23 protein-coding genes are annotated in these 21935 nt (G+C 64.9%); 11 read left to right on the forward strand and 12 right to left on the reverse strand.

Annotated features, from left to right (window positions below; genetic code table 11):
- The first annotated feature begins 73 nt into the window (after window positions 1-73).
- The 4 genes from FJ938_RS22550 (at window position 74) to dnaQ (ending at window position 2913) form a co-directional block, all read left to right on the forward strand.
- The gene (locus FJ938_RS22550; RefSeq protein WP_140612844.1) at window positions 74-673 is read left to right on the forward strand and encodes a Maf-like protein; all 600 of its coding nucleotides are present in this window, start codon (window positions 74-76) and stop codon (window positions 671-673) included.
- Complete coding sequence (locus tag FJ938_RS22555) at window positions 666-1508, forward strand: shikimate dehydrogenase (RefSeq protein ID WP_140612843.1); 843 nt, start codon at window positions 666-668, stop codon at window positions 1506-1508. Before FJ938_RS22550 ends, FJ938_RS22555 begins: the two co-directional genes overlap by 8 nt.
- Window positions 1505-2110 carry a dephospho-CoA kinase gene (coaE, locus tag FJ938_RS22560; RefSeq protein ID WP_140612842.1) on the forward strand — a complete coding sequence of 202 codons (606 nt, stop codon included), beginning with the start codon at window positions 1505-1507 and terminating at the stop codon, window positions 2108-2110. The genes FJ938_RS22555 and coaE overlap by 4 nt, the downstream gene beginning before the upstream one ends.
- 74 nt (window positions 2111-2184) lie before the next feature.
- A complete protein-coding gene (gene dnaQ, locus FJ938_RS22565) occupies window positions 2185-2913 on the forward strand; it encodes a DNA polymerase III subunit epsilon (RefSeq protein WP_140697574.1) in 729 nt (242 codons plus the stop codon).
- A gap of 61 nt (window positions 2914-2974) precedes the next feature.
- On the opposite strand, the gene FJ938_RS22570 is transcribed toward dnaQ, so the two are convergent.
- From FJ938_RS22570 to FJ938_RS29590, 7 genes are all read right to left on the reverse strand, one after another.
- Window positions 2975-3925: an alpha/beta hydrolase gene (locus FJ938_RS22570; RefSeq protein WP_140697609.1), complete on the reverse strand. Its 951-nt coding sequence runs from the start codon at window positions 3923-3925 to the stop codon at window positions 2975-2977.
- Window positions 3926-3948: 23 nt separating this feature from the next.
- Window positions 3949-4629, reverse strand: a complete 681-nt coding sequence (locus FJ938_RS22575; protein ID WP_140697577.1) for an isochorismatase family protein — start codon at window positions 4627-4629, stop codon at window positions 3949-3951.
- Between the two features lie 316 nt (window positions 4630-4945).
- Complete coding sequence (locus tag FJ938_RS22580) at window positions 4946-6250, reverse strand: Xaa-Pro peptidase family protein (protein WP_140697581.1); 1305 nt, start codon at window positions 6248-6250, stop codon at window positions 4946-4948.
- A gap of 306 nt (window positions 6251-6556) precedes the next feature.
- Window positions 6557-7525: a GlxA family transcriptional regulator gene (locus FJ938_RS22585; RefSeq protein WP_140612837.1), complete on the reverse strand. Its 969-nt coding sequence runs from the start codon at window positions 7523-7525 to the stop codon at window positions 6557-6559.
- Between the two features lie 317 nt (window positions 7526-7842).
- Window positions 7843-9024: a PLP-dependent aspartate aminotransferase family protein gene (locus FJ938_RS22595; protein ID WP_140697584.1), complete on the reverse strand. Its 1182-nt coding sequence runs from the start codon at window positions 9022-9024 to the stop codon at window positions 7843-7845.
- Window positions 9021-10463, reverse strand: coding sequence for a pyridoxal-phosphate dependent enzyme (locus tag FJ938_RS22600; protein WP_140697587.1), 1443 nt, complete (start codon window positions 10461-10463; stop codon window positions 9021-9023). The genes FJ938_RS22595 and FJ938_RS22600 overlap by 4 nt, the downstream gene beginning before the upstream one ends.
- Window positions 10464-10735: 272 nt before the next feature.
- On the reverse strand, window positions 10736-10921 hold the full coding sequence (locus FJ938_RS29590) for a hypothetical protein (protein ID WP_181168944.1): 186 nt from the start codon (window positions 10919-10921) through the stop codon (window positions 10736-10738).
- Window positions 10922-11230: 309 nt separating this feature from the next.
- Here FJ938_RS29590 and FJ938_RS22610 point away from each other — a divergent pair, with 309 nt between their 5' ends.
- From FJ938_RS22610 to FJ938_RS22625, 4 genes are all read left to right on the forward strand, one after another.
- Window positions 11231-11599: a septal ring lytic transglycosylase RlpA family protein gene (locus tag FJ938_RS22610; protein WP_140613428.1), complete on the forward strand. Its 369-nt coding sequence runs from the start codon at window positions 11231-11233 to the stop codon at window positions 11597-11599.
- A 232-nt stretch (window positions 11600-11831) separates the two neighbouring features.
- A complete protein-coding gene (locus tag FJ938_RS22615) occupies window positions 11832-13109 on the forward strand; it encodes a polyhydroxyalkanoate depolymerase (protein ID WP_140613429.1) in 1278 nt (425 codons plus the stop codon).
- Between the two features lie 169 nt (window positions 13110-13278).
- Window positions 13279-13896 carry a transglutaminase-like cysteine peptidase gene (locus FJ938_RS22620; protein WP_140697589.1) on the forward strand — a complete coding sequence of 206 codons (618 nt, stop codon included), beginning with the start codon at window positions 13279-13281 and terminating at the stop codon, window positions 13894-13896.
- A 419-nt stretch (window positions 13897-14315) separates the two neighbouring features.
- Window positions 14316-14567: a hypothetical protein gene (locus tag FJ938_RS22625; protein ID WP_140613431.1), complete on the forward strand. Its 252-nt coding sequence runs from the start codon at window positions 14316-14318 to the stop codon at window positions 14565-14567.
- 91 nt (window positions 14568-14658) lie between these two features.
- Here FJ938_RS22625 and FJ938_RS22630 read toward each other — a convergent pair whose 3' ends face one another.
- From FJ938_RS22630 to FJ938_RS22645, 4 genes are all read right to left on the reverse strand, one after another.
- Window positions 14659-15027, reverse strand: a complete 369-nt coding sequence (locus tag FJ938_RS22630; protein WP_140697592.1) for a helix-turn-helix transcriptional regulator — start codon at window positions 15025-15027, stop codon at window positions 14659-14661.
- A 10-nt stretch (window positions 15028-15037) separates the two neighbouring features.
- Window positions 15038-15565, reverse strand: coding sequence for a Smr/MutS family protein (locus tag FJ938_RS22635; RefSeq protein WP_140697595.1), 528 nt, complete (start codon window positions 15563-15565; stop codon window positions 15038-15040).
- Window positions 15562-16677: a murein transglycosylase A gene (locus FJ938_RS22640; protein WP_140697598.1), complete on the reverse strand. Its 1116-nt coding sequence runs from the start codon at window positions 16675-16677 to the stop codon at window positions 15562-15564. Before FJ938_RS22640 ends, FJ938_RS22635 begins: the two co-directional genes overlap by 4 nt.
- 129 nt (window positions 16678-16806) lie before the next feature.
- Window positions 16807-17514 (reverse strand): Tim44/TimA family putative adaptor protein, encoded by a 708-nt coding sequence (locus tag FJ938_RS22645; RefSeq protein ID WP_140613435.1) that lies wholly within the window; start codon window positions 17512-17514, stop codon window positions 16807-16809.
- A gap of 211 nt (window positions 17515-17725) precedes the next feature.
- Here FJ938_RS22645 and FJ938_RS22650 point away from each other — a divergent pair, with 211 nt between their 5' ends.
- The 3 genes from FJ938_RS22650 to FJ938_RS22660 all read left to right on the forward strand — a co-directional run bounded on the left by FJ938_RS22650 (window position 17726) and on the right by FJ938_RS22660 (window position 21192).
- On the forward strand, window positions 17726-18226 hold the full coding sequence (locus tag FJ938_RS22650; RefSeq protein WP_140697601.1) for an FxsA family protein: 501 nt from the start codon (window positions 17726-17728) through the stop codon (window positions 18224-18226).
- 334 nt (window positions 18227-18560) lie between these two features.
- Window positions 18561-19064 carry a protein-export chaperone SecB gene (gene secB, locus FJ938_RS22655; protein WP_140613437.1) on the forward strand — a complete coding sequence of 168 codons (504 nt, stop codon included), beginning with the start codon at window positions 18561-18563 and terminating at the stop codon, window positions 19062-19064.
- Between the two features lie 487 nt (window positions 19065-19551).
- On the forward strand, window positions 19552-21192 hold the full coding sequence (locus tag FJ938_RS22660) for an ABC transporter substrate-binding protein (protein WP_140697604.1): 1641 nt from the start codon (window positions 19552-19554) through the stop codon (window positions 21190-21192).
- 408 nt (window positions 21193-21600) lie between these two features.
- Here FJ938_RS22660 and FJ938_RS29595 read toward each other — a convergent pair whose 3' ends face one another.
- Window positions 21601-21750: a hypothetical protein gene (locus FJ938_RS29595; protein ID WP_181169162.1), complete on the reverse strand. Its 150-nt coding sequence runs from the start codon at window positions 21748-21750 to the stop codon at window positions 21601-21603.
- Between the last annotated feature and the right edge of the window lie 185 nt (window positions 21751-21935).

The raw sequence follows: 21935 nt of genomic DNA on the forward strand, positions 1-21935 counted from the left end.
TGAGGGGCGGCGCCGGCTTCACTGAATAAGCCCCGTACTCCAACCGCGCCTGTGTCCGCGCCTGTGTGGAAAAATGACCGAAAAAATCATCCTTGCCTCAGGCAGTCCGTTCCGCAAGGCGATGCTTCTCAATGCCGGCGTTGACGTCGAAGCGGTTCCCGCCGATGTCGACGAGCGGGCGCTGGAGGCGCCCTTACAGGACAGCGACGTTTCGCCGGAGGACGTCGCCCTCATCCTCGCCGAGGCCAAGGCCACCGAAGTCAGCGAGCGCAGGCCCGGTGCGCTGGTGCTCGGCTGCGACCAGACGCTGTCGCTCGGCGACGAGGTGTTCCACAAGCCGGCCGACATGGAAGGCGCGCGCCGCCATCTCCTGGCGTTGTCGGGCAAGACCCACCTGCTCAACAGCGCCGCCGTGCTGGTGCGTGACGGCAAGGTGCGGTGGCGGCATGTCGGCATCGCCTCGATGACCATGCGCAAGCTCGACCCCGCTTTCATCGGCCGCCATCTCGCCCGTGTCGGCGCCAAGGCGCTGGCCAGCGTCGGCGCCTACCAGGTCGAGGGTGAAGGCATCCAGCTCTTCGAAAAGATCGAGGGCGACCATTTCACCATTGTCGGCCTGCCGCTTTTGCCGCTGCTGGCGGAACTGCGCACGCTGGGAGCGATCGATGGCTGAAGCGACCAAGAAGGCCTTCGTCACCGGCCATCCGGTCAAGCATTCGCGCTCGCCGAAGATCCATGGTTACTGGCTGGCCGCCCATGGCATCGACGGCAGTTACGAGGCCATCGACGTCGCGCCGCAGGACTTCGCCGAATTCGTCGCGACCTTGCGGCTGGCCGGCTTTCGTGGCGGCAATGTCACCATTCCGCACAAGGAGGCAGCCTTCGCGCTGGCCGAGCGCCACGACCAGGCGGCGGAAGAGATCGGCGCTGTCAACACGCTTTGGTTCGAGGACGGCGTCTTGTGGGGCGGCAACACCGATGGTCACGGCTTTGCCGCCAATCTTGACGACTACGCACCGGGCTGGGCGAGCAACGGACCCGCGGTCGTGCTCGGCGCTGGCGGCGCGTCGCGCGCCATCATCCAGGCGCTGAAGCAACGCGGCATCGCCGACATCCGCATCGTCAACCGCACGCTTACCCGGGCGCAGGAACTACGGGATCGTTTCGACACCGGCATTTCGGCACACGGCATGGCTGCGACCAACGAGCTGCTTGCCGATGCCGGCCTGCTGGTCAACACCACGGCACTCGGCATGCACGGCAATGAAGGCCTCTCCGCCGATCCGGCCCTGTTGCCGGACCACGCCATCGTTACCGATATCGTCTATGTGCCGCTTGAAACGCCGCTGCTGGCTGCCGCCCGCGCCAGGGGGCTGAAGACGGTCGACGGCCTCGGCATGCTGCTCAACCAGGCCGTGCCCGGTTTCGAACGCTGGTTCGGGGTGAGGCCAAAGGTTACGGCTGAGCTCCGCGCGATCATCGTCGCCGATCTGGTGCCGAAAGCATGATCGTGCTCGGTCTCACCGGCTCGATCGGCATGGGCAAGTCGACGACGGCCAGGATATTCGCCGAGGCGGGCGTACCGGTTCACGACTCCGACGAGACCGTGCATCGCCTCTACGCCGGCAAGGCGGCGCCTTTGGTCGAGGCCGCTTTCCCCGGAACCACATCCGCCGGAGGCGTAGACCGCGCGAAACTGGCGGCCCGTGTGCTCGGCGACGCCGCCGCGCTGAAGCGGCTTGAAGCCATCATCCACCCGCTGGTTCGTGCCGACGCCGACACCTTCCTGGCCAAGCATCGTAACGCCGGCGAATCGATCGCCGTGCTCGACATTCCGCTGCTGTTCGAAACCGGTGGCCGCAACCGCGTCGACAAGGTCGTGGTCGTCACCGCGCCGGCCGAAATCCAGCGTCAGCGCGTGCTGGCGCGGCCGGGCATGACGGAGGAAAAACTGGCATCGATTCTGGCCAAGCAGGTGCCGGACGCGGAGAAACGCGACATGGCCGATTTCGTCATCGACACTGGCCAGGGGCTGGATGCCGCCCGCGATGCCGTCGCCGCCATCATCGCCGAACTCTCCGGGGATAACTCCGGCAATGCCCCCTCCTGACGGCATGCTGTCGGCATTGCCCATTGCCATTTTGTTCCGGTCTCGCGATTCTGCCCCTTGGAGCAACTGATTCGATGCGTGAGATCATCTTCGACACCGAAACCACCGGCCTTGATTCGCGCGATGACCGCGTGATCGAGCTTGGCGGCGTCGAGCTGGTCAATCGCTTCCCGACAGGCAAGACCTTCCACCACTACATCAACCCGCAGGGCCGCGCGATCCACGCCGAGGCGCAGGCGGTGCACGGCATCAGCGCGGCGGATCTTGCCGGCAAGCCGACCTTCGCCGAAATCGCCGAGGAGTGGCTGAAGTTCACGGAAGGCGCCAAGCTGATCGCTCACAACGCCACCTTCGATATCGGCTTCCTCAATGTCGAGTTCGCCCGGCTTGGTCATCCGCCGGTCGACAATGGGCTTGTCGTCGACACGCTGGCTCTGGCGCGCCGCAAGCACCCGATGGGCCCCAATTCGCTCGACGCGCTCTGCCGGCGCTACGGCATTGACAACACGAAGCGCACCAAGCACGGCGCCCTGCTCGATTCCGAACTGCTGGCCGAAGTCTATATCGAGCTGATCGGCGGCAAGCAGGCCGCCCTCATCCTCGACAGCGTGGCCGGCCCTTCCCAGGGCGGCGACAATGTCCGCCAGATCGAGATCGTCGTCGCCGAACGACTGGCACCGCTGCGGCCGCGCCTGACCGAAGCCGAGCGCGTCGCCCATGCCGCCATGGTCGCCACGCTCGGCGAAAAGGCACTGTGGCTGCAAGCCACTTCATCCGAAGCAAGTGCCGCTGCGGCGTCATAAGCAATTCCGAGAGAAGTGACGGGCCTCCGTCCGGAATTGCGTCAAGAAACAAGGACGAACCTCAATACGGCCATTCGCCCCGGCCCAGCGCCGCGACCGCATCGATAATGCGCGCGAAAGCTTCGGCCGCGGCCGGCACCGTGGTTCGGGCGCGCAGGAAACTGTGCACCAAGCGCTTCTCCTCATGCCACCACGCCTTGCCGCCGGCGGCCACGATACGGTCGCGATAGGTCTCGCCATCCGAGGACAGCGGATCGCACCCGGCCGTGATGACCACGGTGGGCGGCAGGCCGGAAAAGTCGGTGTCGCGCAAGGGCGAGAAGGTCGGATCGTCGGGCGATTGCCGCCTGACGGAGCGGACATCACGGTAGAAGGCGATATCGCCGACCGACAGCAGCGGTGCCTCCGCATGCTCGACATAGGAGCCGGAGCTTTCGTCGCCGCCGAGGCCGGGATAGATCAGCACCTGGCCGATCGCTGTGCGGGCATGCCGGCGCGTTGCCTGCGCCACAGCCGCCGCCAGATTGCCGCCGGCACTCTCGCCGCACAGCACGATCGGCAGGCTGCCCGTCCCGGCCGCCCATTCGAAGGCGGCCAGCGCATCGTTGAAGGCGGCGGGGTGGACATGCTCCGGCGCCAGCCGGTAGTCGACCGACAGCACGTCGAAGCCGGTGCCGGCGCAGATCTCGGCGCAGATGTCGTCATGGCTGTCGAGCCCGCCAAGGATGAAGCCGCCGCCATGATAGTAGACGACCAGGGCTCGCGCGGCCTGGCCCGAGAGTTGGTAGCGCCGGACGGGAATGCCATGATCGGCGGCGGCGATCAGGCCGTCACGGGTCTTGACCCCCAACGGGCGCCCCTGGCGGAAGGCCCGGCACATCCGGTTATAGACCGCGCGCTGCTTGTCGACAGGCAGGCCGACGATCTCTTGCGGGTACCAGGCGTTGACGCTGTCAATATACGCCCACAGGGCCGGGTCTAGCCGGGTCTCGTACTTGCCGCGGCTGGTCATGTCAGGCTGCACGGCCGGGCGCATCAGAGCTCGCCATAAAGCTCGGCCGCGTTGTCGAAGCTGAAGCGCAGCGGCACCGAGCCTTCGACCTGCCAGGCGGTGACCGTCTCGCCGGCCAGCAGCCGGCAGGCGCCGTCGGTGTCGACAACCGCGCCGCCATAGAGCCGGTTGGCAAGGTTGAGGATGCCGGTCTGGTGCATGGCCGCGCTGCCGCTGCCGCAGGCATCCTTGACCAGCAGCACGCGAAAACCCTTGGCCACCGCATCCTTGACGGTGGCATCGATGCAGGCCTCGGTCCACACGCCCGATATGACCAGCCATTCGATGCCCGAAGCCTTGAGCTGATCGGCCGCTGGCCCGGACCGGAAGGCGCTGGCCTCGGCCTTGATCAGCAACGCCTCGCCATTGGCCGGCGCCACCTCGTGGCAGATCTCGGTCAGCGGGTCGCTCTTGTCGGAAAAGGCCGATTTGCCGTTGGCATCGAGCGGATGAAACGGCCGCTCCTGTTTGTCGAGATCGACGATATAGGCCCAGTGGTGGAGCGGCACATGGTTCTCGCGTGCCGCCGCCTGCAGCCGCCGGACGTTGGCGAGGATTTTTTCAAAGCCGTCGACCAGGTAGCGTGGATCCTGCCGGTGCTCTTCCTGCAGGTCGATGAAGACGGCGGCGACAGCGCCGCGCTTGATGGAGATGGGGCTTTTCATGCGGAGGGGCCTTGGCTCAACCTCGGCGTCGCCCTGTCCAGCGATCTGGCGCAAGCCGTTGCGATTGGCCGGCGCCTCCCCCATGTCGTCATCCCAGGGCGAAGCAGGAGCGCAGCTCCGTCGCGGAGACCCTGGGATCCATGCCGTGACGTTGATCGAATAATGCAGCGGAGCAGAATTCCGTAGCCGTTGCATCGCTTTGGCGTCACGGCATGGATCCTAGGGTCTGCGCCGCGTCGCTGCGCTCCTTGCTTCGCCCTAGGATGACGAAAGCGCGGGGCGTTCCATCTGGTTGCCAACGGAGACGGACCCAGCATCAAACCTGTTTCTCCAGGAACTCATCCTCATAGGGGAAGCGCGACAGAAGTTCGGTGCCGGTGTCGGTGATCAGGATTTCGTCCTCCAACTTGACGCCCTCGCGGCCGCCCTTCTCGCCAATATAGCTTTCCACGCTCACCACCATGCCTGGCACGATATGGCCGTCGCGGCCATAGGTCTCGTAGTCCATCGCATGGGCGATGAACGGCGTCTCGCCATGCATGCCGACGCCGTGCATGACCGAGGTGTAGCGCTGGTCGACGAAGCGGTCCGGGATCTTCCACGCCTTCTCGGCGATCTCGCGGAAGGCCATGCCCGGCTTGACGATCGAGATGTTGTGCTGAACCTGGTCATGCGCCATGCGGTAGAGCGACTTCTGGTAAGGGGTCGGCTTGCCCGGCCCGCAGCGGAAGGTGCGGGAGAAGTCGGAATAATAGCCGTAGCAGCCGATCGTGTCGGTATCGAGCGCCAGCAATTCGCCCGGCCGGATCTTGCGGCCGCTGGCCTCGTTGAACCAGGGATTGGTGCGCTGGCCCGAGGTCAGCAGCCGCGTCTCGATGAACTCGCCGCCCTGCCGGATCACCTCGCCATACATGATGGCGAACAGGTCGTTTTCGGAAACGCCGGGTTTGATCGCCTCGCGTACCGCCGCCACCGCCGCCTCGGCGCCGGCCATCGACACCTGCAGGCATTTCACCTCCTCCGGCGTCTTCACCGCGCGCACCGCCAGGATCTCGCCCTGACAATCGCGGACCTCGCAGCCACGCTTTTCCAGCGCCAGCGCCTGCAGATGGCTGCAGCGGTCGAGGCCGAGCTTCATCGAGCCGCCGCCATGCTTCTTCAGGAGTTCGGCGATTTCGTCGGCGAAGGGGCCGGCGGTCTCGTCGTCGCGGCCCGAGACCGACGACCAGACGAGCTTGGAAGGACGCGCCTCGTCGATCGTGTCGAGCACCATGGAGACATGGTAGCTCTGCGGATATTCGAACAGCACGACCGGCCCTTCGGTCGGGATGAAGAAATAACGGGTCGAGTTGCGCAGGAAGTAGCCGAACATGTTGCGCGAGCCGGTGGCGTAGCGCTGGTTATAGGGGTCGAACAGCACGACGCCGCCATAGCCCGCCTCGCGCATCCAGCCGCGCAGCTTGGCCAGCCGGCCCTTGCGCAGCGCGTCGGCATCGATGAAGGACGGCTCGGTGTCGGACAGCCACATGCCGCCGGCCGGATCGGCCGCCACCGGATGGCGCATGCGGTCCTTGAAGTCCACGTCCTCGGTGCTGTCCGGTTCGAAAACGACGATGCTCATGTACCTGGCCTTGGGTGGGTTGCAGGCATCGACCATGGCGCAGGAGCGACAAAAGGATTGTGCGAAAAACCGCGTGTGTTGTGCGGGATGCCGCTGGCGAACGGCTCCGTCGAGATACTTCACGCCCCCCCTCTGGCCTGCCGGCGATCTCCCCCACAGGTGGGGAGATCGGCAGCTTCGGCAGCCGCGCTCATGTCCTCACGGTCGGAGCTGGTGGAGGCGGAGGTAACGGCCAATCTCCCCCCTTGTGGGGCAGATGTCCGGCAGGACAGAGGGGGGCGCTGTCCCGCCAGCATCCGAAGCCCGCTAATGCCTTCTCGCCAGCTTCGGCGGATGTCCATGTTCTTCCCGAAATGCCCGGGCAAAGCTCGACATCGAGGCAAAGCCGCAGGCCAGCGCCACGTCGCGCACGGCGAGTGTCGAATGCGCCAGAAGATCGGCTGCGCGCTTCAGCCGCAGCCGCCGGTAGTAGCCGTTGGGCGAGATGGCGAGTTCGGAACGGAAGGAGCGTTCGAGCTTGTCAGAAGAAACGCCGAGTTTTTGGGTCAGTTCGGCCATGCCGAGCCGCTCCTCCACGGCGTCTTCCATGATCGCGATGGCCGACAGCACCAGTTCGTTGCGAACGCCGGTGCGCAGCCGCAGCGGCATCAGCTTGCGGTCGACGCTGGAGCGCAGCTGGCTGTGCACGAACCATTCGGCGACGCCGGCGGCAAGCTCGGCACCGTAATCCCGGGTGATGATCTCCAGCATCATGTCGAGGCTGCCGACACCGCCGGCCGAGGTGAAACGCTTGCGGTCGATGACATAGAGATCGCGGCTGAGCTCGATGTTGGGAAAGGCCTCGGTGAAGGCGGCCTGGCTGGTCCAGTGCAAGGTGCAGGCATGGCCGTCGAGCAGGCCGGCGCGGGCGAGGAAGAACGCCGCATCGGCAACGGCGCCGATATGGGCGCCGCCGCGCAGGCTGCGGCGGATCCAGCTTGCCGCATCCTCGGCGACGAGATGATCGGCGTCGCCGCCCGAGCAGACGACGACGCGGTCGACCTTCGGCGCATCCTCGGCATAAAAGCCCGGCTGGATGACGACGCCGTTCGAAGCCTCGACCGAACCCTTCGTGCCGCCGACGATGATCCAGCGGTAGCATTCCTTCTTCGCCAGAATGTTGGCCGCGCGCAGCGGCTCGATGACGGAGCTGAACGCCAACATCGGGAAGCCGGGAAACACCAGCACCGCGAAGGTGATGGTCTCGGTGGGTTTTGAAGCGTCGCGCGTGGCCATGATGTCTGGAGCCGGAGGTTGGGGCGCTACAATTCGGACAGATGGGGCCTTGGGTCAATCGGACTGGCGCTTGATCTTGAGGCATTGGCGCCGCCCCTCACCTGCCTGCCGGCATCCTCTCCCCGTATAGTGACGGGGAGAGGGGCGCCCTCGCCGATGTTTTCGCTAATCTTCTACGCTGCGGAATAAGCGCCGACGCCGCAACTGCTCTTTCTCCCCGTCACTATACGGGGAGCAATGCCCGGCAGGGCAATGAGGGGCGGCGCCAACATCGGCCATGTTCATCTCAACATGATTGCGCAGTAGGTCAGGAACCCTCAACCCCCTAGCGCCTGTTCCAGATCCGCGATCAGATCGTCCGCGTCCTCGATTCCCGCGGACAGCCGCACCAGCGAATCCGATATGCCGATCTCGTCGCGTTTCTCGGCCGGGATCGAGCCATGCGTCATCAGCGCCGGGTGCTCGATCAGGCTCTCCACGCCGCCAAGACTTTCGGCGAGCGTGAACAGCTGCGTGCGCTCGAGGAAGCGCTTTGTGCCGGCGAGGTCGCGGTCGAGCACGGCGGTGATCATGCCGCCGAAGGCATGCATCTGCTGGACGGCGATGGCATGCTGAGGGTGGCTGCCGAGGCCGGGATAGATGACGCGGCGCACATCTTTTCGCGCTTCCAGCCATTGTGCGATCTTCAGGCCGTTGGCCGAATGGCGCTCCATCCTGAGTGCCAGCGTCTTCAAACCGCGCAGCGCCAAAAAGCTGTCGAACGGGCCCGATATGGCGCCGATCGCGTTCTGCAGGAATTTCAGCCGGTCGGCGAGATCCTTGTTGTCGCCGACGACAGCCACGCCGCCGACCATGTCGGAATGACCGTTGAGATATTTGGTCGTCGAATGGACCACGATGTCGATGCCGAGTTCCAGCGGCCGCTGGATATAGGGGCTGCAGAACGTGTTGTCGGCGACCGACAGGATGCCCTTGCGCCTGGCGAGCGCCGCGACGCCTTCAAGGTCGACGATGCGCAGCAGCGGGTTTGTCGGCGTTTCCACCCAGAGCAGTTTGGTTTCGGGGCGGATCGCGGCCTCCACCGCCGCAAGGTCGGTGAAGTCGACAAAGCTAACCTGCAAATTGGCCGAGCGCTTGCGCACCCGCTCCATCAGCCGGAATGAGCCGCCATAGATGTCGTCGGTGGCGACGACGTGGGCGCCGGAATCGAGCAGCTCCAGCACGGTCGAGATCGCCGCCAGGCCGGAGGCGAAGGCGAAGGCGGCCGAACCGCTTTCGAGGTCGGCCATCGCGCGCTCGAAGGCAAAGCGCGTCGGGTTCTGGCTGCGGGCATACTCGAACCCCTTGTGCACGCCGGGCGACTGCTGGCCATAGGTGGAGGTGGCGTAGATCGGCACCATCACCGCACCGGTCAGCGGATCGTGGCTCTGGCCGCCATGGATGGTGCGGGTGGAGAAGGCCAGGCGGTTTTTGCCCAATGGTGGTCTTGTCGATGTCATTTCGCGCGGCGCCTCAGATGGTTGATCAGGTCGATGCGGGTTATCAGGCCGACGAACTCGTCGCCGTCGAAGATGATGGCGACCTCGTTGCGGTCGAACACCGGCAGCAGCGCATCCAGGGTCTGGCTCGCCTGCAGCGTGTGCAGATTGGAGGTCATGGCGGTCCGCACCGGGCCGTTGAAGCGCTCCCAGCGCCCGTCATAGGGGCCGTCGACATGAGCCAGTATATCGCTTTCGTCGACGATGCCGATCAGCTTGCCCTCATCGAGCACCGGCAGCTGCGACACATCGGAACGGCGCATGCGGCCATAGGCGTTGAGCAGGCTTTCGTCGGGGCCGACATAGACGATATCGCCGGTGCGGGGCGAGCGCATAACGAGGTCGCGCAGGTCGCCATGCTGTTCATGATCGGCGAGACCTTGCTCGGCCAGCCAGATATCGTCGAACACTTTCGACAGATATTTGTTGCCGCTGTCGCAGACGAAGGTGACCACACGCTTGGGCGATGTCTGCTCGCGGCAATAGCGCAGGGCGGCGGACAGCAGCGTGCCGGACGACGAGCCGGCCAGAATGCCTTCCCGGGACAGGAGATCGCGCACCGCCAGCATGCTCTGCTTGTCGCTGACGGAATAGGCCTTCTTCACCAGCGACAGGTCGGCATTGGGCGGCACGAAATCCTCGCCGATGCCTTCGACGGTCCAGCTGCCGGCCTCTTCCATCTTGCCGGTCTTGATCAGCGGCGCCAGCACGGAACCGACGGGATCGGCGAGCACCATCTCGGTCTTCGGCGAGACCTCGGCGAAGTAGCGGCCGAGCCCGGTCAGCGTGCCGCCGGAGCCGACGCCGACCACCACCGCGTCGACATTGCCGTCGAGCTGCGAAAAGATTTCGGGGCCGGTCGTCGTCTCATGCGCCAGCGGGTTGGCCGGGTTGGCGAACTGGTTGGCGTAGAAGGCGCCGGGCAGCTCTCCCGCGATCTTCTCGGCCATGTCCTGATAATATTCGGGATGCCCCTTGCCGACATCGGAGCGCGTCATGCGCACTTCCGCGCCGAGCGCGCGCAGATGCTGGATCTTTTCGCGCGACATCTTGTCGGGCACCACCAGGATGATGCGGTATCCCTTGGGAATGCCGACCTGGGCGAGGCCAAGGCCGGTATTGCCGGCGGTCGCCTCGACGATGGTGCCGCCTGGCTTCAGCATGCCCTCTTTCTCGGCCGCCGCGATCATCGACAGCGCGATGCGGTCCTTGATCGAACCGCCGGGATTCTGGCTTTCGAGCTTGATGAACAGCCGGCACTTGCCGGTATCGAATCTGGTCAGCTCGACCACCGGCGTCTGGCCGATCAGGTCGAGAACCGATCTGTAGGGCGGCAGCAGGCGGGACGGTGCGCTTTCCGGGGAAACCCTGCCAGACGCGGCGATCTCGTGCTCGCTCATATCGATGCTCCATGATCAAGCGGCCGCCCAAGAGCGGAGCGGCAGCGTAGCCTCTTTTCCAGCCGTTTGTCGCGGGAAAGAAGATAGATCATGCCAATCACCCGGCCAGACGGGGAATGATGTTCCAGCTTGGAAGATGTTGCAGAGGCGCGCTGTCGCGTTGCCGTGCCGTCCCTCCAGCTTCCGAAGGAAATCAGCTCACCCAGGCAAGCGCCTGCTCAGCCGCGCGCACTGCACGCGGATGGCGATCTTGAAGACAAGGAGTGAGCGGCTCAGCCGCGCGGGCGGTTCGCCCACACCAACCCGGCCAGGCCGACCAGCATCGCGGCGAGGCCGATATAGAGCCATTGCGACTGGCCGGTCATGAAGCTGCCGCCGACCACGCCGATGCCTTGCAGCGACCACAGCGCGCCGATGGCGAGCACAATCAAGGCCAGCAGATTTTTGGTCAGTCTCATTGACGGGTCTCGCTTTCCCAGTCGATCGATTGCGGCGCCGTGGCGCGGATGAATGAGCCAAAGGAAGTGGGCAAATCTTGCCGGTTTCTACTTGGAGACTAATCCCGGATCTTGTCAAACGGATCTCCGATGTCGGTTGGAAGATCATCGGAATTGACTATCGGGCCGCCGGAAAATCCATGACAGACTGTTACCTGGTGACTCCAAACGTGTGCTCCCGCCATGGAACCGCCAGATCGCCGCCGTATTTCCCGCCTTATTCGGCACCTAACGGCTGAGGCCTGTCAAAAACGGAGCCATCCCCCAAATATGAAGACCAACAAACAAACCGCGCTTGTCGCGGTAACGCTCGCTGCTGGCCTGATGGTCGGCGCTTCCGCCACTTCGGCGACCGCGTCGGCCGGCCAGTGTGGCCGCGCCTCATGGTACGCGCTGCATTCGCGGACCGCATCGGGCGAACGCATGAATCCCTCTGCCCTGACCGCCGCCCACCGCACCTTGCCTTTCGGCACCAAGCTGCGGGTCACCAACAAGAACAACGGCCGTAGCGTCGTGGTCCGCATCAACGATCGTGGTCCGTTCATCAGGGGCCGCGTGCTCGATCTGTCGAAGGGCGCCGCCAGCCAGCTTGGCTTCATCGGCTCCGGCCAGACCGCGATCTGCATGGCGCGCGTTTGATGTTTCCTGTGTCCGGCATGAGGGGCCGGACACATTTCCTACACACTTCGCGACACACATTGAGCCGGCTCCGCCGTTCCGGTCGGGTTTTCAACACCTTGGACGAAAGAACCATTGGTCACGCCAAGTGACGTATTGCATCGCAGCAATTAGTTGTTAACCTCGCCGCGAGACATTTGAGGCTCGGCGCTGCTCGTCGTCCCTTTCGGTCGAGGCAGCAGCGGGGTTTTTGATGTTTTACCAGCTCTATGAATTGAATCACGCGGCTCTGCAGCCGGCGCGGCTTTATGCCGATGCGGTGCGGATGTTCTACTCCAACCCGCTCAACCCGTTTTCGCACACGCCCTGGGGCCGTTCGGTCGCGGCGGGCGCCGAGCTGTTCGAACGCACCACCCGCCGCTACGGCAAGCCGGCCTTCGGCCTGGGCAAGACCGTCGTCGATTGGAAAAGCGTCGAGGTCACCGAAAGGACCATCTGGTCGAAGCCGTTCTGCAATCTCGTTCGTTTCGAGCGTGCCGTCCCGGCCGGCCGCCGGGCGGACCCGAAGCTTCTCATCGTGGCGCCGATGTCGGGCCACTATGCCACGCTGCTGCGCGGCACGGTGGAGGCGATGCTGCCTTATGCCGATGTCCACATCACGGACTGGGTCGACGCCCGCATGGTGCCGCTGGCCGACGGCAGCTTCGATCTCGATGACTATATCGACTATGTCATCGACATGCTGCACACGCTGGGCCCGGATACGCATGTGATGGCGGTGTGCCAGCCTTCCGTGCCGGTGCTTGCGGCCGTGGCGCTGATGGAGACGAAGGGCGACCCCTTCGTCCCTTCGACCATGACCCTGATGGGCGGGCCGATCGACACCCGCCGCAACCCGACAGCGGTCAATCTGCTGGCCGAGGAAAAAGGCATCGGCTGGTTCCGCGACAACGTGATCATGCGCGCGCCCTGGCCGGTGCCGGGCTTCGGCCGCGAGGTCTATCCCGGCTTCCTGCAGCTCTCCGGCTTCATGAGCATGAACCTCGACCGTCACATCATCGCCCACAAGGACTTCTTCATGCACCTTGTGAAGTTTGATGGCGACAGTGCCGAAAAGCACCGCGACTTCTATGACGAATATCTGGCGGTGATGGACCTGACCGCGGAGTTCTACCTGCAGACCGTCGACACCGTCTTCGTGCGCCATGCCTTGCCCAAGGGCGAGATGACGCATCGCGGCACCAGGATCGATCCGTCCGCGATCCGCAACGTCGCCCTGTTCACGGTCGAGGGCGAGAACGACGACATATCGGGCCTTGGCCAGACCAAGGCCGCGCAGGATCTGTGCGTCAACATTCCGGCCGACAAGAAGGCCCACTATATGCAGCCGGCGGTCGGCCATTACGGCGTCTTCAACGGCTCGCGTTTCCGCTCCGAGATCGTGCCGCGCATCGTCGACTTCATCACCAGCTATGGCCGTCAGAACCGGGTTGCGGTGAAGCCGAAGCTGGTCCGCACGGCCAAGCGATAGATATTTCCAGGCCAACTCCGAAGAGATCGGCGCCCGATCCTGTTCTGTTGCATAATAGGCGCTGTCCCTGCCCGCGGGTAACCATGCTTGCAAATCGGACCGGCGTCTTGATTGACACGGACTGTAAATCGCCGTTAACTTTTCGTTAACAACAGGGCGAGCGGGGACAATGAACTCCTCAACGATGGCGCGAGGGCTGCGCGCGTGCGTGGCAGCCGGGCTGGCAATGGCGGGAGGCTGGGTGGCACCGGCTTTGGCGGCTGGAGCAATGGCGACCGGGGGCTTTACCTCGCAGCCGATCGGCCACTACGATTTCTGCAAGCTCAATCCCGGCGAGTGCTCGATCCGGCCGGCCGATCTGGCGCCGGCAATCCTGACCGACGGGTTGATGCGCAAGCTGGTCAACGTCACCACCAGGGTCAATGCCGCCGTCAAGCCGATGAGCGACATGGATGTCTACGGCAAGGACGAGGTCTGGGCCTATCCCGACAAGGGCGTCGGCGACTGCGAGGACTATGTGCTGGAAAAGCGGCGCCAGCTCGCCCGCATAGGCATGTCGCTTGCCGATCTGTTGATAACAGTCGTGCGCAAGCCCGACGGCGAAGGCCACGCCGTGCTGACGGTGCGCACCGACAGGGGCGACTACGTGCTCGACAATCTGAACGACAAGATCAAGCCCTGGGACCAGACCGGCTACCGCTTCCTCAAGCGGCAGGCGATCGACAACACCGGCCGCTGGGTCTCGATCCGCGACGACCAGCAGGTTTTGGTGGGGTCGGTGGAGTAAGGGCCGATAGCGGGGGGAACCGCTTGAGCGGCGCCACCCCAGCCCTTCGTCATCCTAGGGCGCAGCAGTCGCGAAGCGACGTCGCGGAGACCCCAGGATCCATGCCGTGACACCAACATTGAACACGGCGGCCTAGGAACAGGCGCGGCTATATCACTACATTCTGCGCCGCTGCGGAACTCGCAGGTCGCGGCATGGATCCTCGGGTCTGCGCGTCCGCTTCGCTCCCGCTCCGCCCGTGGATGACGAAACCGTGGAGGCTTCCGCCAATCTCTTGGGCCTCTGCCATAGCCGCACTGCCTTTGACTCACCGCTCCCTTTGGGGCCCTCCCGAAAATTTTCTCGCATCTCCGTGAACCAATTTGTCCCGCCCGGCGACACACAGCCGTGGACGACAGAACAAACCATGGAGATTTCAAATGACTGCTTTCCTGCGCAATACCCTTCTCGCAGCCGTCGCGGTATCGGCCCTGACCGGATCCGCTCTGGCTGGTCAGACCGACACGAGCTGCGTCAAGACCACGCTCAATGACCTTTGGGCCGGCCGTTGTTGTGGCACTGCAGGTGCCTCGGACTGCCTGGGCGGCGGCAACGGCCGCGACCATCATGACAATGGCCGCCCGGGTACCAATGGCGGCAACCCCAACGGCAGCACGGCCGGCAAGTATTGATCCCGCCACAGCTGCCCGCTGGCTGCCACGGGCGGGCACTGTCTTGCAATGAGCGGGACGCCCGGCCGTCGCGAAATCCGGATAAAGCCAGTTACTTCAACTGGCCGAGTGCTGCGCGGATTGACGCGGTGATGCGGCGCAGTTCCGCTTCGTCGAGCTTCTCGATGTTCTCGGCCAGCAGATTGGCAAGCTCGGTGGCGGCGGGACTTAGACCTGACGTGTCGAGTTTTACGCGCGGGTGCGAGGCTTCGGCCAGCCGCGCCAGTTCCTCGGCGTCGTCCCAGATGATGTTGAAATAACCGATGATCTTCTGGATCAGCGTCCAGGTCGGCGCGCCGCGCCTGCCATGCTCGAGCGCCGACAAATAGGCGGCGCTGACGCCGATCGCCGCCGCCATGTCCTTCTGGCTGACGCCGCGCTCTTTCCGCAGCGCCCGCAACCGCTCGCCCAACGGCGTCACGAAACCGTCCTCACGGCCGCACCCGCCGCAGCCGCACATAAAGCGCGCCGGACCCGCCATGGTTGCGGGCGGCGTGGTCATGGCTGGAGACCAGCGGCCGGAAAGCGGGCGTCGACAGCCAGGCGGGCACGGCGCGCCGCAGGACGCCGTCACCGCCTGAGGAGGATCCCTTGCCGGTGATAACCAGCACATAGCGGACGCCGCCGGCATGCGCCCGGTGCAGGAACGAGAACAGCAGCGAATAAGCCTCGTCCTGGGTCATGCCGTGCAGGTCGACGCGGCCCTCGATCGGCAGCCGGCCTTTTGATAATTTGTCGAGCGTCGGCTCATCGAGCCGGTGCGTGACATGCTGGGCCTTCGGCTTGGCCGCCGCTGCATTGGCGGCGGGCTGGGCCGCTTGTGGCGTCGCCGGCCGGGCATCAGCCGTCATGTCGGGAATGTCGATCGCCGCCCGGCCCTTCAGCGGCTTTGCCGTGCGCGCCACCAGGTTCCACAGCACCCGGTCGTCCTCGCTGAGCTTGTCGGGGCGCCTGCTCATGATGCGCTTCCTGCCAGCGCGCGCGGCACCAGCGCATAGAAATCGGCGGCATTGCGCACCACGCCGGCGATCTCGCCAGCGGCATCGCCCGAACCGGCGAACAGATCGCCGCGCGCCGGTCCGGTGATGGCCGAGCCGGTGTCCTGGGCGATCATCAGCCGCCGGAACGGTTTCCCCTCGAAAGCGGTGAGCGTCGGCGCGTCAATGTAGAAAGGTGTGCCGAATGTGTGCAGCAGCCGGTCGACCGCGACCGAGCGGCCCGGCGTCAGCGGCACCTTGGCGGCGGCGATCGGGCCGAGTGCGGCGTCCTCCACATCCGCCTCGCGGAAGAAGATGTAGGAGCGGTTCTGCCACAGGATCTCGTCGATGCGCTCCGGATGCGCCTTGAACCAGGCGCGGATCGACTGCATCGTCACGTCAGCCAGCGGGATTTCACCTGTTTGGCTCAAAATCTTGCCGGGCCCGGTGAAACGCTGGCCGGATTTGGCGGCGTAGGTGACGCGGCAAAGCCGGCCGTCGGTCATGGCAAGCCGCGCCGCCCCTTGCACATGGATGAAGAAGGCATCGACCTTGTCGGCCAGCCAGGCGATCTCCAGCCCCTGGCCGGAAAGCGCGCCGCGCTCGATCGCGCCACGGTCGAAATATTCCGCTAGCCCGTCCGCCGTCCGGCGCGCGAAAGCGAGATAGGGGTCCATTCCGGGCGGCCGGTTGGCGTCGTCGACATCGGCGAGATCGGCCGGCCGCGAAAGCAGCGGCACGACGAAACGCGCCGTCCGCACCGGCGAGGCCTCGACTTGCGGTTCGTAGAAGCCGGTGACGAGCCCGGCGCCGGTCTCGGCCCCAACCAGCGTTGGGACAACCAGCATGGGGACGAAATGGCGTTCGAAGAAGGCGCGGGCTTCCGATCGGCTGGCGCAAGAGACACCGCGCGCTTCGGCATAGGCCTCGGCGAAGGCGCCGAAATCGACACCGAGCGCGCCGCTGCGATAGGGTTTTACCGGCGCATGGAAGGCGGACCGGCGAAAAGCCTCGAAGGCCGGCAGATGGTCGTCGTCGGCCCAGCCGGGAAGATCGTCAAAGGACTTTGCCGCGAAGGAAGGCGATAGCGACACCGGAGCCCGCCGCCTGTCTAAAGGACGTTGGGCTCGAAGAGCATCATGCGACGCGCTTCAAGCCCTGGTTCTGATGCATGTCGTTGCCCCAAAACCGCTTCGCACTTTTGGGCGACATGCATCGGGGGCTCAGTCTTCTTCTTCGGTGGCGACGAGCTTCCAGTTCGGATCGCGCGAGCGCGTGTCGCGGGCGAAGGTCCAGACATCCTTCACCTCGGCCACGGTTTCGGGATCGCCGTCGATGACGGTGCCTGCCTTGTCGCGCGTCGCCGAGATCAGCTCGCTGATGATGCGCAGCGTCACATGCGCCTCGCCGCCCTTCATCTCGGCCGAGACGATGTCGGCCTTGTCGATGCCGACGAAGGAAGACTGGATCTTCTCGGACTTGGCCTCGCGTTCGCTGATCGCGGCGACGAAGCCGTCATAGACCTCGCGCGACAGGAGATTCTTCAGCGTCTTTCGGTCGCCGTCGGCATAGGCCATGACGATCATCTCATAGGCCATCTTGGCGCCGTCGACGAAACCCTTCGGGTCGAAGGACGGGTCATTGTCCTTGATCGCGCGCAGGCCCTTGTTGAGATCGGTGTCGGGCTTGGCGAAGGCATCGATGGCCGTGTAGGCGTCGGCCGGCGCCGGCTCGCCGGGCAGCCGCTTGCGCGGCAGCGAAACGACATTCTCGGGCTTCTGCGTGGCGTCCTTGTCGGTGCGCGCCGCCGTGTAGGGATCGAAGGGCGGCCGCTCGCTACCGGTCCGACGGCCCAGCACATTGCGCAGCTGGAAGAAGATCACCACCGCCGCGATCAGGAAGAAAATCGTGCCGAAGTCGAAGAAACCCATATCTTCCGCCAATCAATCCCTGTCTCTTGGCCGGACCGCCCGGCCCGGAGCCCACGGTCGCATAGCGTTCAATATCCAAAGCATATAGAACGCAAGGCGCAATCATTCAAATTAAAGGCAGGCATACCTATCTAACAGCCCCAGGGCCAGCGGCGATTGGTCGCCGACGGCCAAAACAAAACGGCCAAACGATAGAAAAGGTTGGCAAGACTTGCGCATCTCCTTGCTACCCCTCTTCCTCCTCGCGCTTCCGCTGCTGGAAATCGCCGGTTTCGTCATCGTCGGCCGCGAGGTCGGCGCCTTGGCGACGGTCGGCCTGGTGATCGCCTCCAGCCTTGCCGGCGTCCTGCTGCTGAGGCACCAGGGTTTCGGCGTCATGGCCCGCATCCGCGCCGAGATGGATGCTGGCCGCGACCCCAGCCACCAGCTTGCCCATGGCGCCATGATCGTGGTCGCCGCGATCCTTTTGATCATCCCCGGCTTCATATCAGACATTATCGGCCTGCTGCTGTTCCTGCCCCCGGTGCGCGACTTTGCCTGGAGCAGGTTCAAGGGCCGCATCGTCGTCGCCACCAACTTCTCGCCAGGCGGCTTCCGCGGCCGGCCGCGCGACAGGGTCATCGACCTCGACGACGGCGACTATTCGCGCGAGGACGATCTGAAGCGCGGCCCCGATCGCAACTCGCCCTGGCGGCGGCTGAAGGACGACTAGCTGGGCCTGTCCTACGCTTCGTCATCCTGGGGCGGAGCAAGGAGCGAAGCGACTTGCGCAGACCCCAGGATCCATGCCGCGATCTCTGAACGCCGCTATGGTGGAAGATATCCACCCTGCCGCGCCGTTGTGAGGATCGAGCCGCCGTATTCCTTGGCCACGGTCACGGCATGGATCCCAGGGTCTCCGCGACGCCGCTGCGCGGCTGCTTCGCCCTGGGATGACGAGGTGAGAAGCAAGGCCGCAAACCTTGTCTTGTCATGCCGGCCATGGTAGCGAACGCCCGATTTCAATTCGGTCAGCAACGCTGCCCAGGCAAAAGGATATCAGGCTCATGGCCAGCAATGATGACGCGCCCGCCGGCGCCGCCAACGGAAACGGCAATGCGACGCAGCCCTCGCTCAACGTCCTGGCCCAGTATGTCAAGGACCTGTCCTTCGAAAGCCCCGGCGCGCCGAATTCGCTGCGCGGCCGCGACAAGGCCCCCGGCATCGCCATCAATGTCAACGTCAACGCCAATCCGCTCTCCGACAAGCAGTTCGACGTCAACCTGACGCTGAACGCCAAGGCCTCCTTCGACCAGGAAGTGCTGTTCAACGTCGAGCTGGTCTATGGCGGCGTCTTCGCCATTTCGGGCTTCCCGCAGGAGCACATGCTGCCGATCCTGTTCATCGAATGCCCGCGCCTGCTGTTCCCCTTCGCCCGCCAGATCATCGCCGAGGCGACGCGCAATGGCGGCTTCCCGCCGCTGATGCTCGACCCCATCGATTTCGCCCAGATGTTCCAGCAGAAGATCGCCGAAGATCAGGCCGCCGCCTCCAAGACCCAGGTGAGCTGACGACCGGCTGACGGCATGTCCCGAAAAACCCGGCCTCGCGCCGGGTTTTTTGTTGGTGCCGGCCCGTCCCTTCGTCATCCTAGGGCGCAGCAAGGAGCGAAGCGACGCGGCGCAGACCCTAGGATCCATGCCGGGACTCCAATGCGTCACCACGGTCCAGAATTCCGCTCGCCGCGCTCCCCGGCGGATGTCGCGGCATGGATCCTCGGGTCTGCGCGTCCGCTTCGCTCCCGCTCCGCCCGAGGATGACGAAGGGACACCCGTACCCGCCCCGCCACCCTTGCGGAGCAGCGCACAACTCCTGCGGATTCCAGAACATTCCGCCGCGTCACCCCGCCCTATCATTCCCTCTCAGGCAATGGCGCCCCGGCGGTCGCGGCCGCCTCGCGTTGGCGCGGTCCGCCGGGGCGAGCCGATTTCCGTGCATGCCGTTGTCCCAAAACCGCCTCGCATTGTGGGCGGCATGCACCAACAAGAGGGAACGACGATGAAATTCATGCTGACCGACCGCAAATTGCACCCGAAGGCCAAGCCCGTCGCCGACGATTTCAGGAAGGGCGGCATCAACCGCCGGGAATATTTCGCGCTGATGGCCGGCCTCGGCGTCAGCGCCGCCGGCGCTTTTGCCCTGGGCGGCATCGCTCCGACGCCGGCCCGCGCGGCCGAACCGAAGAAGGGCGGCGTGCTGCGTGTCGCCATGAACGTCAAGGGCTTCAAGGACCCGCGCACCTTCGACGGTGTCGAAATGTCCAACGTCGCCCGCCATTGCAACGAATATCTGGTGCGCTGGAACACCGACTTCACCTTCGAGCCCTGGCTGCTGGAAAAATGGGAGATGAGCGACGACGCCAGGACGCTGACGCTGCATGTGCGCAACGGCATCACCTGGTCGAACGGCGACGCCTTCAACGCAGACGATGTGATCCACAATCTCACCCGCTGGTGCGAGGCCGGTGTGGCCGGCAATTCGGTCGCCGCGCGCATGGGCGCGCTTGTCAACGCCGACACCAAGAAGGTGGTCGATGGCGGCATCGAGAAGCTCGACGACCACACGATAAAACTCAACCTGCCGAAGCCCGACATCTCGCTGATCGCCGGCATGGCCGACTATCCGGCGCTGATCATGCACCGCTCCTATGATGGCAATGGCGATCCCATGAAGGCGCTGGCCATCACCACCGGCCCTTGCGAACTGGTGAAATGGGACGCCGAGACGGGCGCCGAGGTGAAGCGCAAGGACAAGCCCTGGTGGAAGGGCGACTTCTACCTCGATGGCATCCAGTGGATCGACTACGGCTCCGACCCCAACGCCATGCTGTCGGCCTTCGAATCCGGCGAGATCGACACCGACCACGAAACCGCCTCCGATGCCGTCTCGCAGACCGAGAAGATGGGGCTGAAGAATTCCGAGATCGCCACCGGCTCCACCATCGTCGCCCGCTTCAACGTCTCCAACGCGCCCTATGACGACATCAAGGTACGCCGCGCCGCTCAACTCGCCGTCGACAATTCCGCGGTGCTGAAGCTCGGCCTCGACGGCCGCGGCAAGCCCGCCGACAACCACCATGTCGGCCCCATGCACCCCGAATATGCCGATATCGGCCCGGCCAGGCGCGACGTCGAGGCGGCCAGGAAGCTGATCGGCGAGGCCGGCAAGGCGGACCATGAGTACGAGCTGATCTCGGTCGACATCGAATGGCAGAAGAGCACGGCGGACGCGATTGCCGCGCAGATCCGCGAGGCCGGCCTCAAGATCAAGCGCACCGTGCTGCCCGCCGCCACCTTCTGGAACGACTGGAGCAAGTTCCCCTATTCCTGCACCGAATGGCTCGGCCGCCCGCTCGGCGTCCAGGTGCTGGCGCTGGCGTATAAATCCGGCGCGGCCTGGAACGAAAGCGCCTATGCCGACAAGGAATTCGACGAGCTGCTCGACAAGGCGCTGGCCATGCCCGACCCTATCAAGCGCAAGGAGATCATGGCTGGGATCGAAAAGAATTTGCGCGATAGCGGCATCATCATCCAGCCCTACTGGCGTTCGGTCTACCGGACCTACCGCAAGGGCATCGAAGGCTGCGAACAGCACCAGGCGCTGGAGCAGCACTTTGAAAAGGTCTGGATTGAGAGTTGAGACTGAGCGCGGCCTAGGTTTCCTCGCCCCACGAGAGTGGGGAGTCCGAAGGACGGACGAGACCCGTGGCTCGCCCGGCACGGTGGCCCGGCGAAGCGGGGGGACGCCCTCCCGCGAAGCCAAAGCCATGTGAGGTTTAGGGCTCCCACTGTCGCGCGTCTCCCCCAGACGTCGCGCCGCCCCTCACTGTCCTGCCGGACATCTCTCCCCGTAAACGGGGCGAGAGGAGCTGACCGCAACGCCGGCACCTTTTCTGCACGTCAGCGGTTGGCGAAGGCCGCGATTACAGCGCCCCTCTCCCCGTCCTTATACGGGGAGAGGATGCCGGCAGGCAGGTGAGGGGCAGCGCCGACATTCGTCATGCTGCTGCACGCGCTGTTGCGGATTTTGAGCAGCGCCGACATGGTCTCACCGCGCCGGCTTCACCAGCGTCCAGATCCAGCCGGCGAAGGTCGCCACCAGGAACGGATAGCCGGCGGCGGGCAGCGGCGAGGAGGTCGGCAGCAGCGGCGTGCTCCCCCAGGCGTCGCGCCGCCCCCTCATTGCCCTGCCGGACATCTCTCCCCGTATAGGGACGGGGAGAGAATAGCTGGCCGCAACGCTGGCTCCACCTTTCAACGTTGGTGATTGGCGAAATCAGCGACGAGCGCCCCTCTCCCCGTCTTTTACGGGGAGAGGATGCCGGCAGGCAGGTGAGGGGCAGCGCCGACATTCGTCATGCTGCTGCACGCGCTGTTGCGGAT

Source organism: Mesorhizobium sp. B2-4-14 (assembly GCF_006442155.1).
GTDB lineage: Bacteria > Pseudomonadota > Alphaproteobacteria > Rhizobiales > Rhizobiaceae > Mesorhizobium.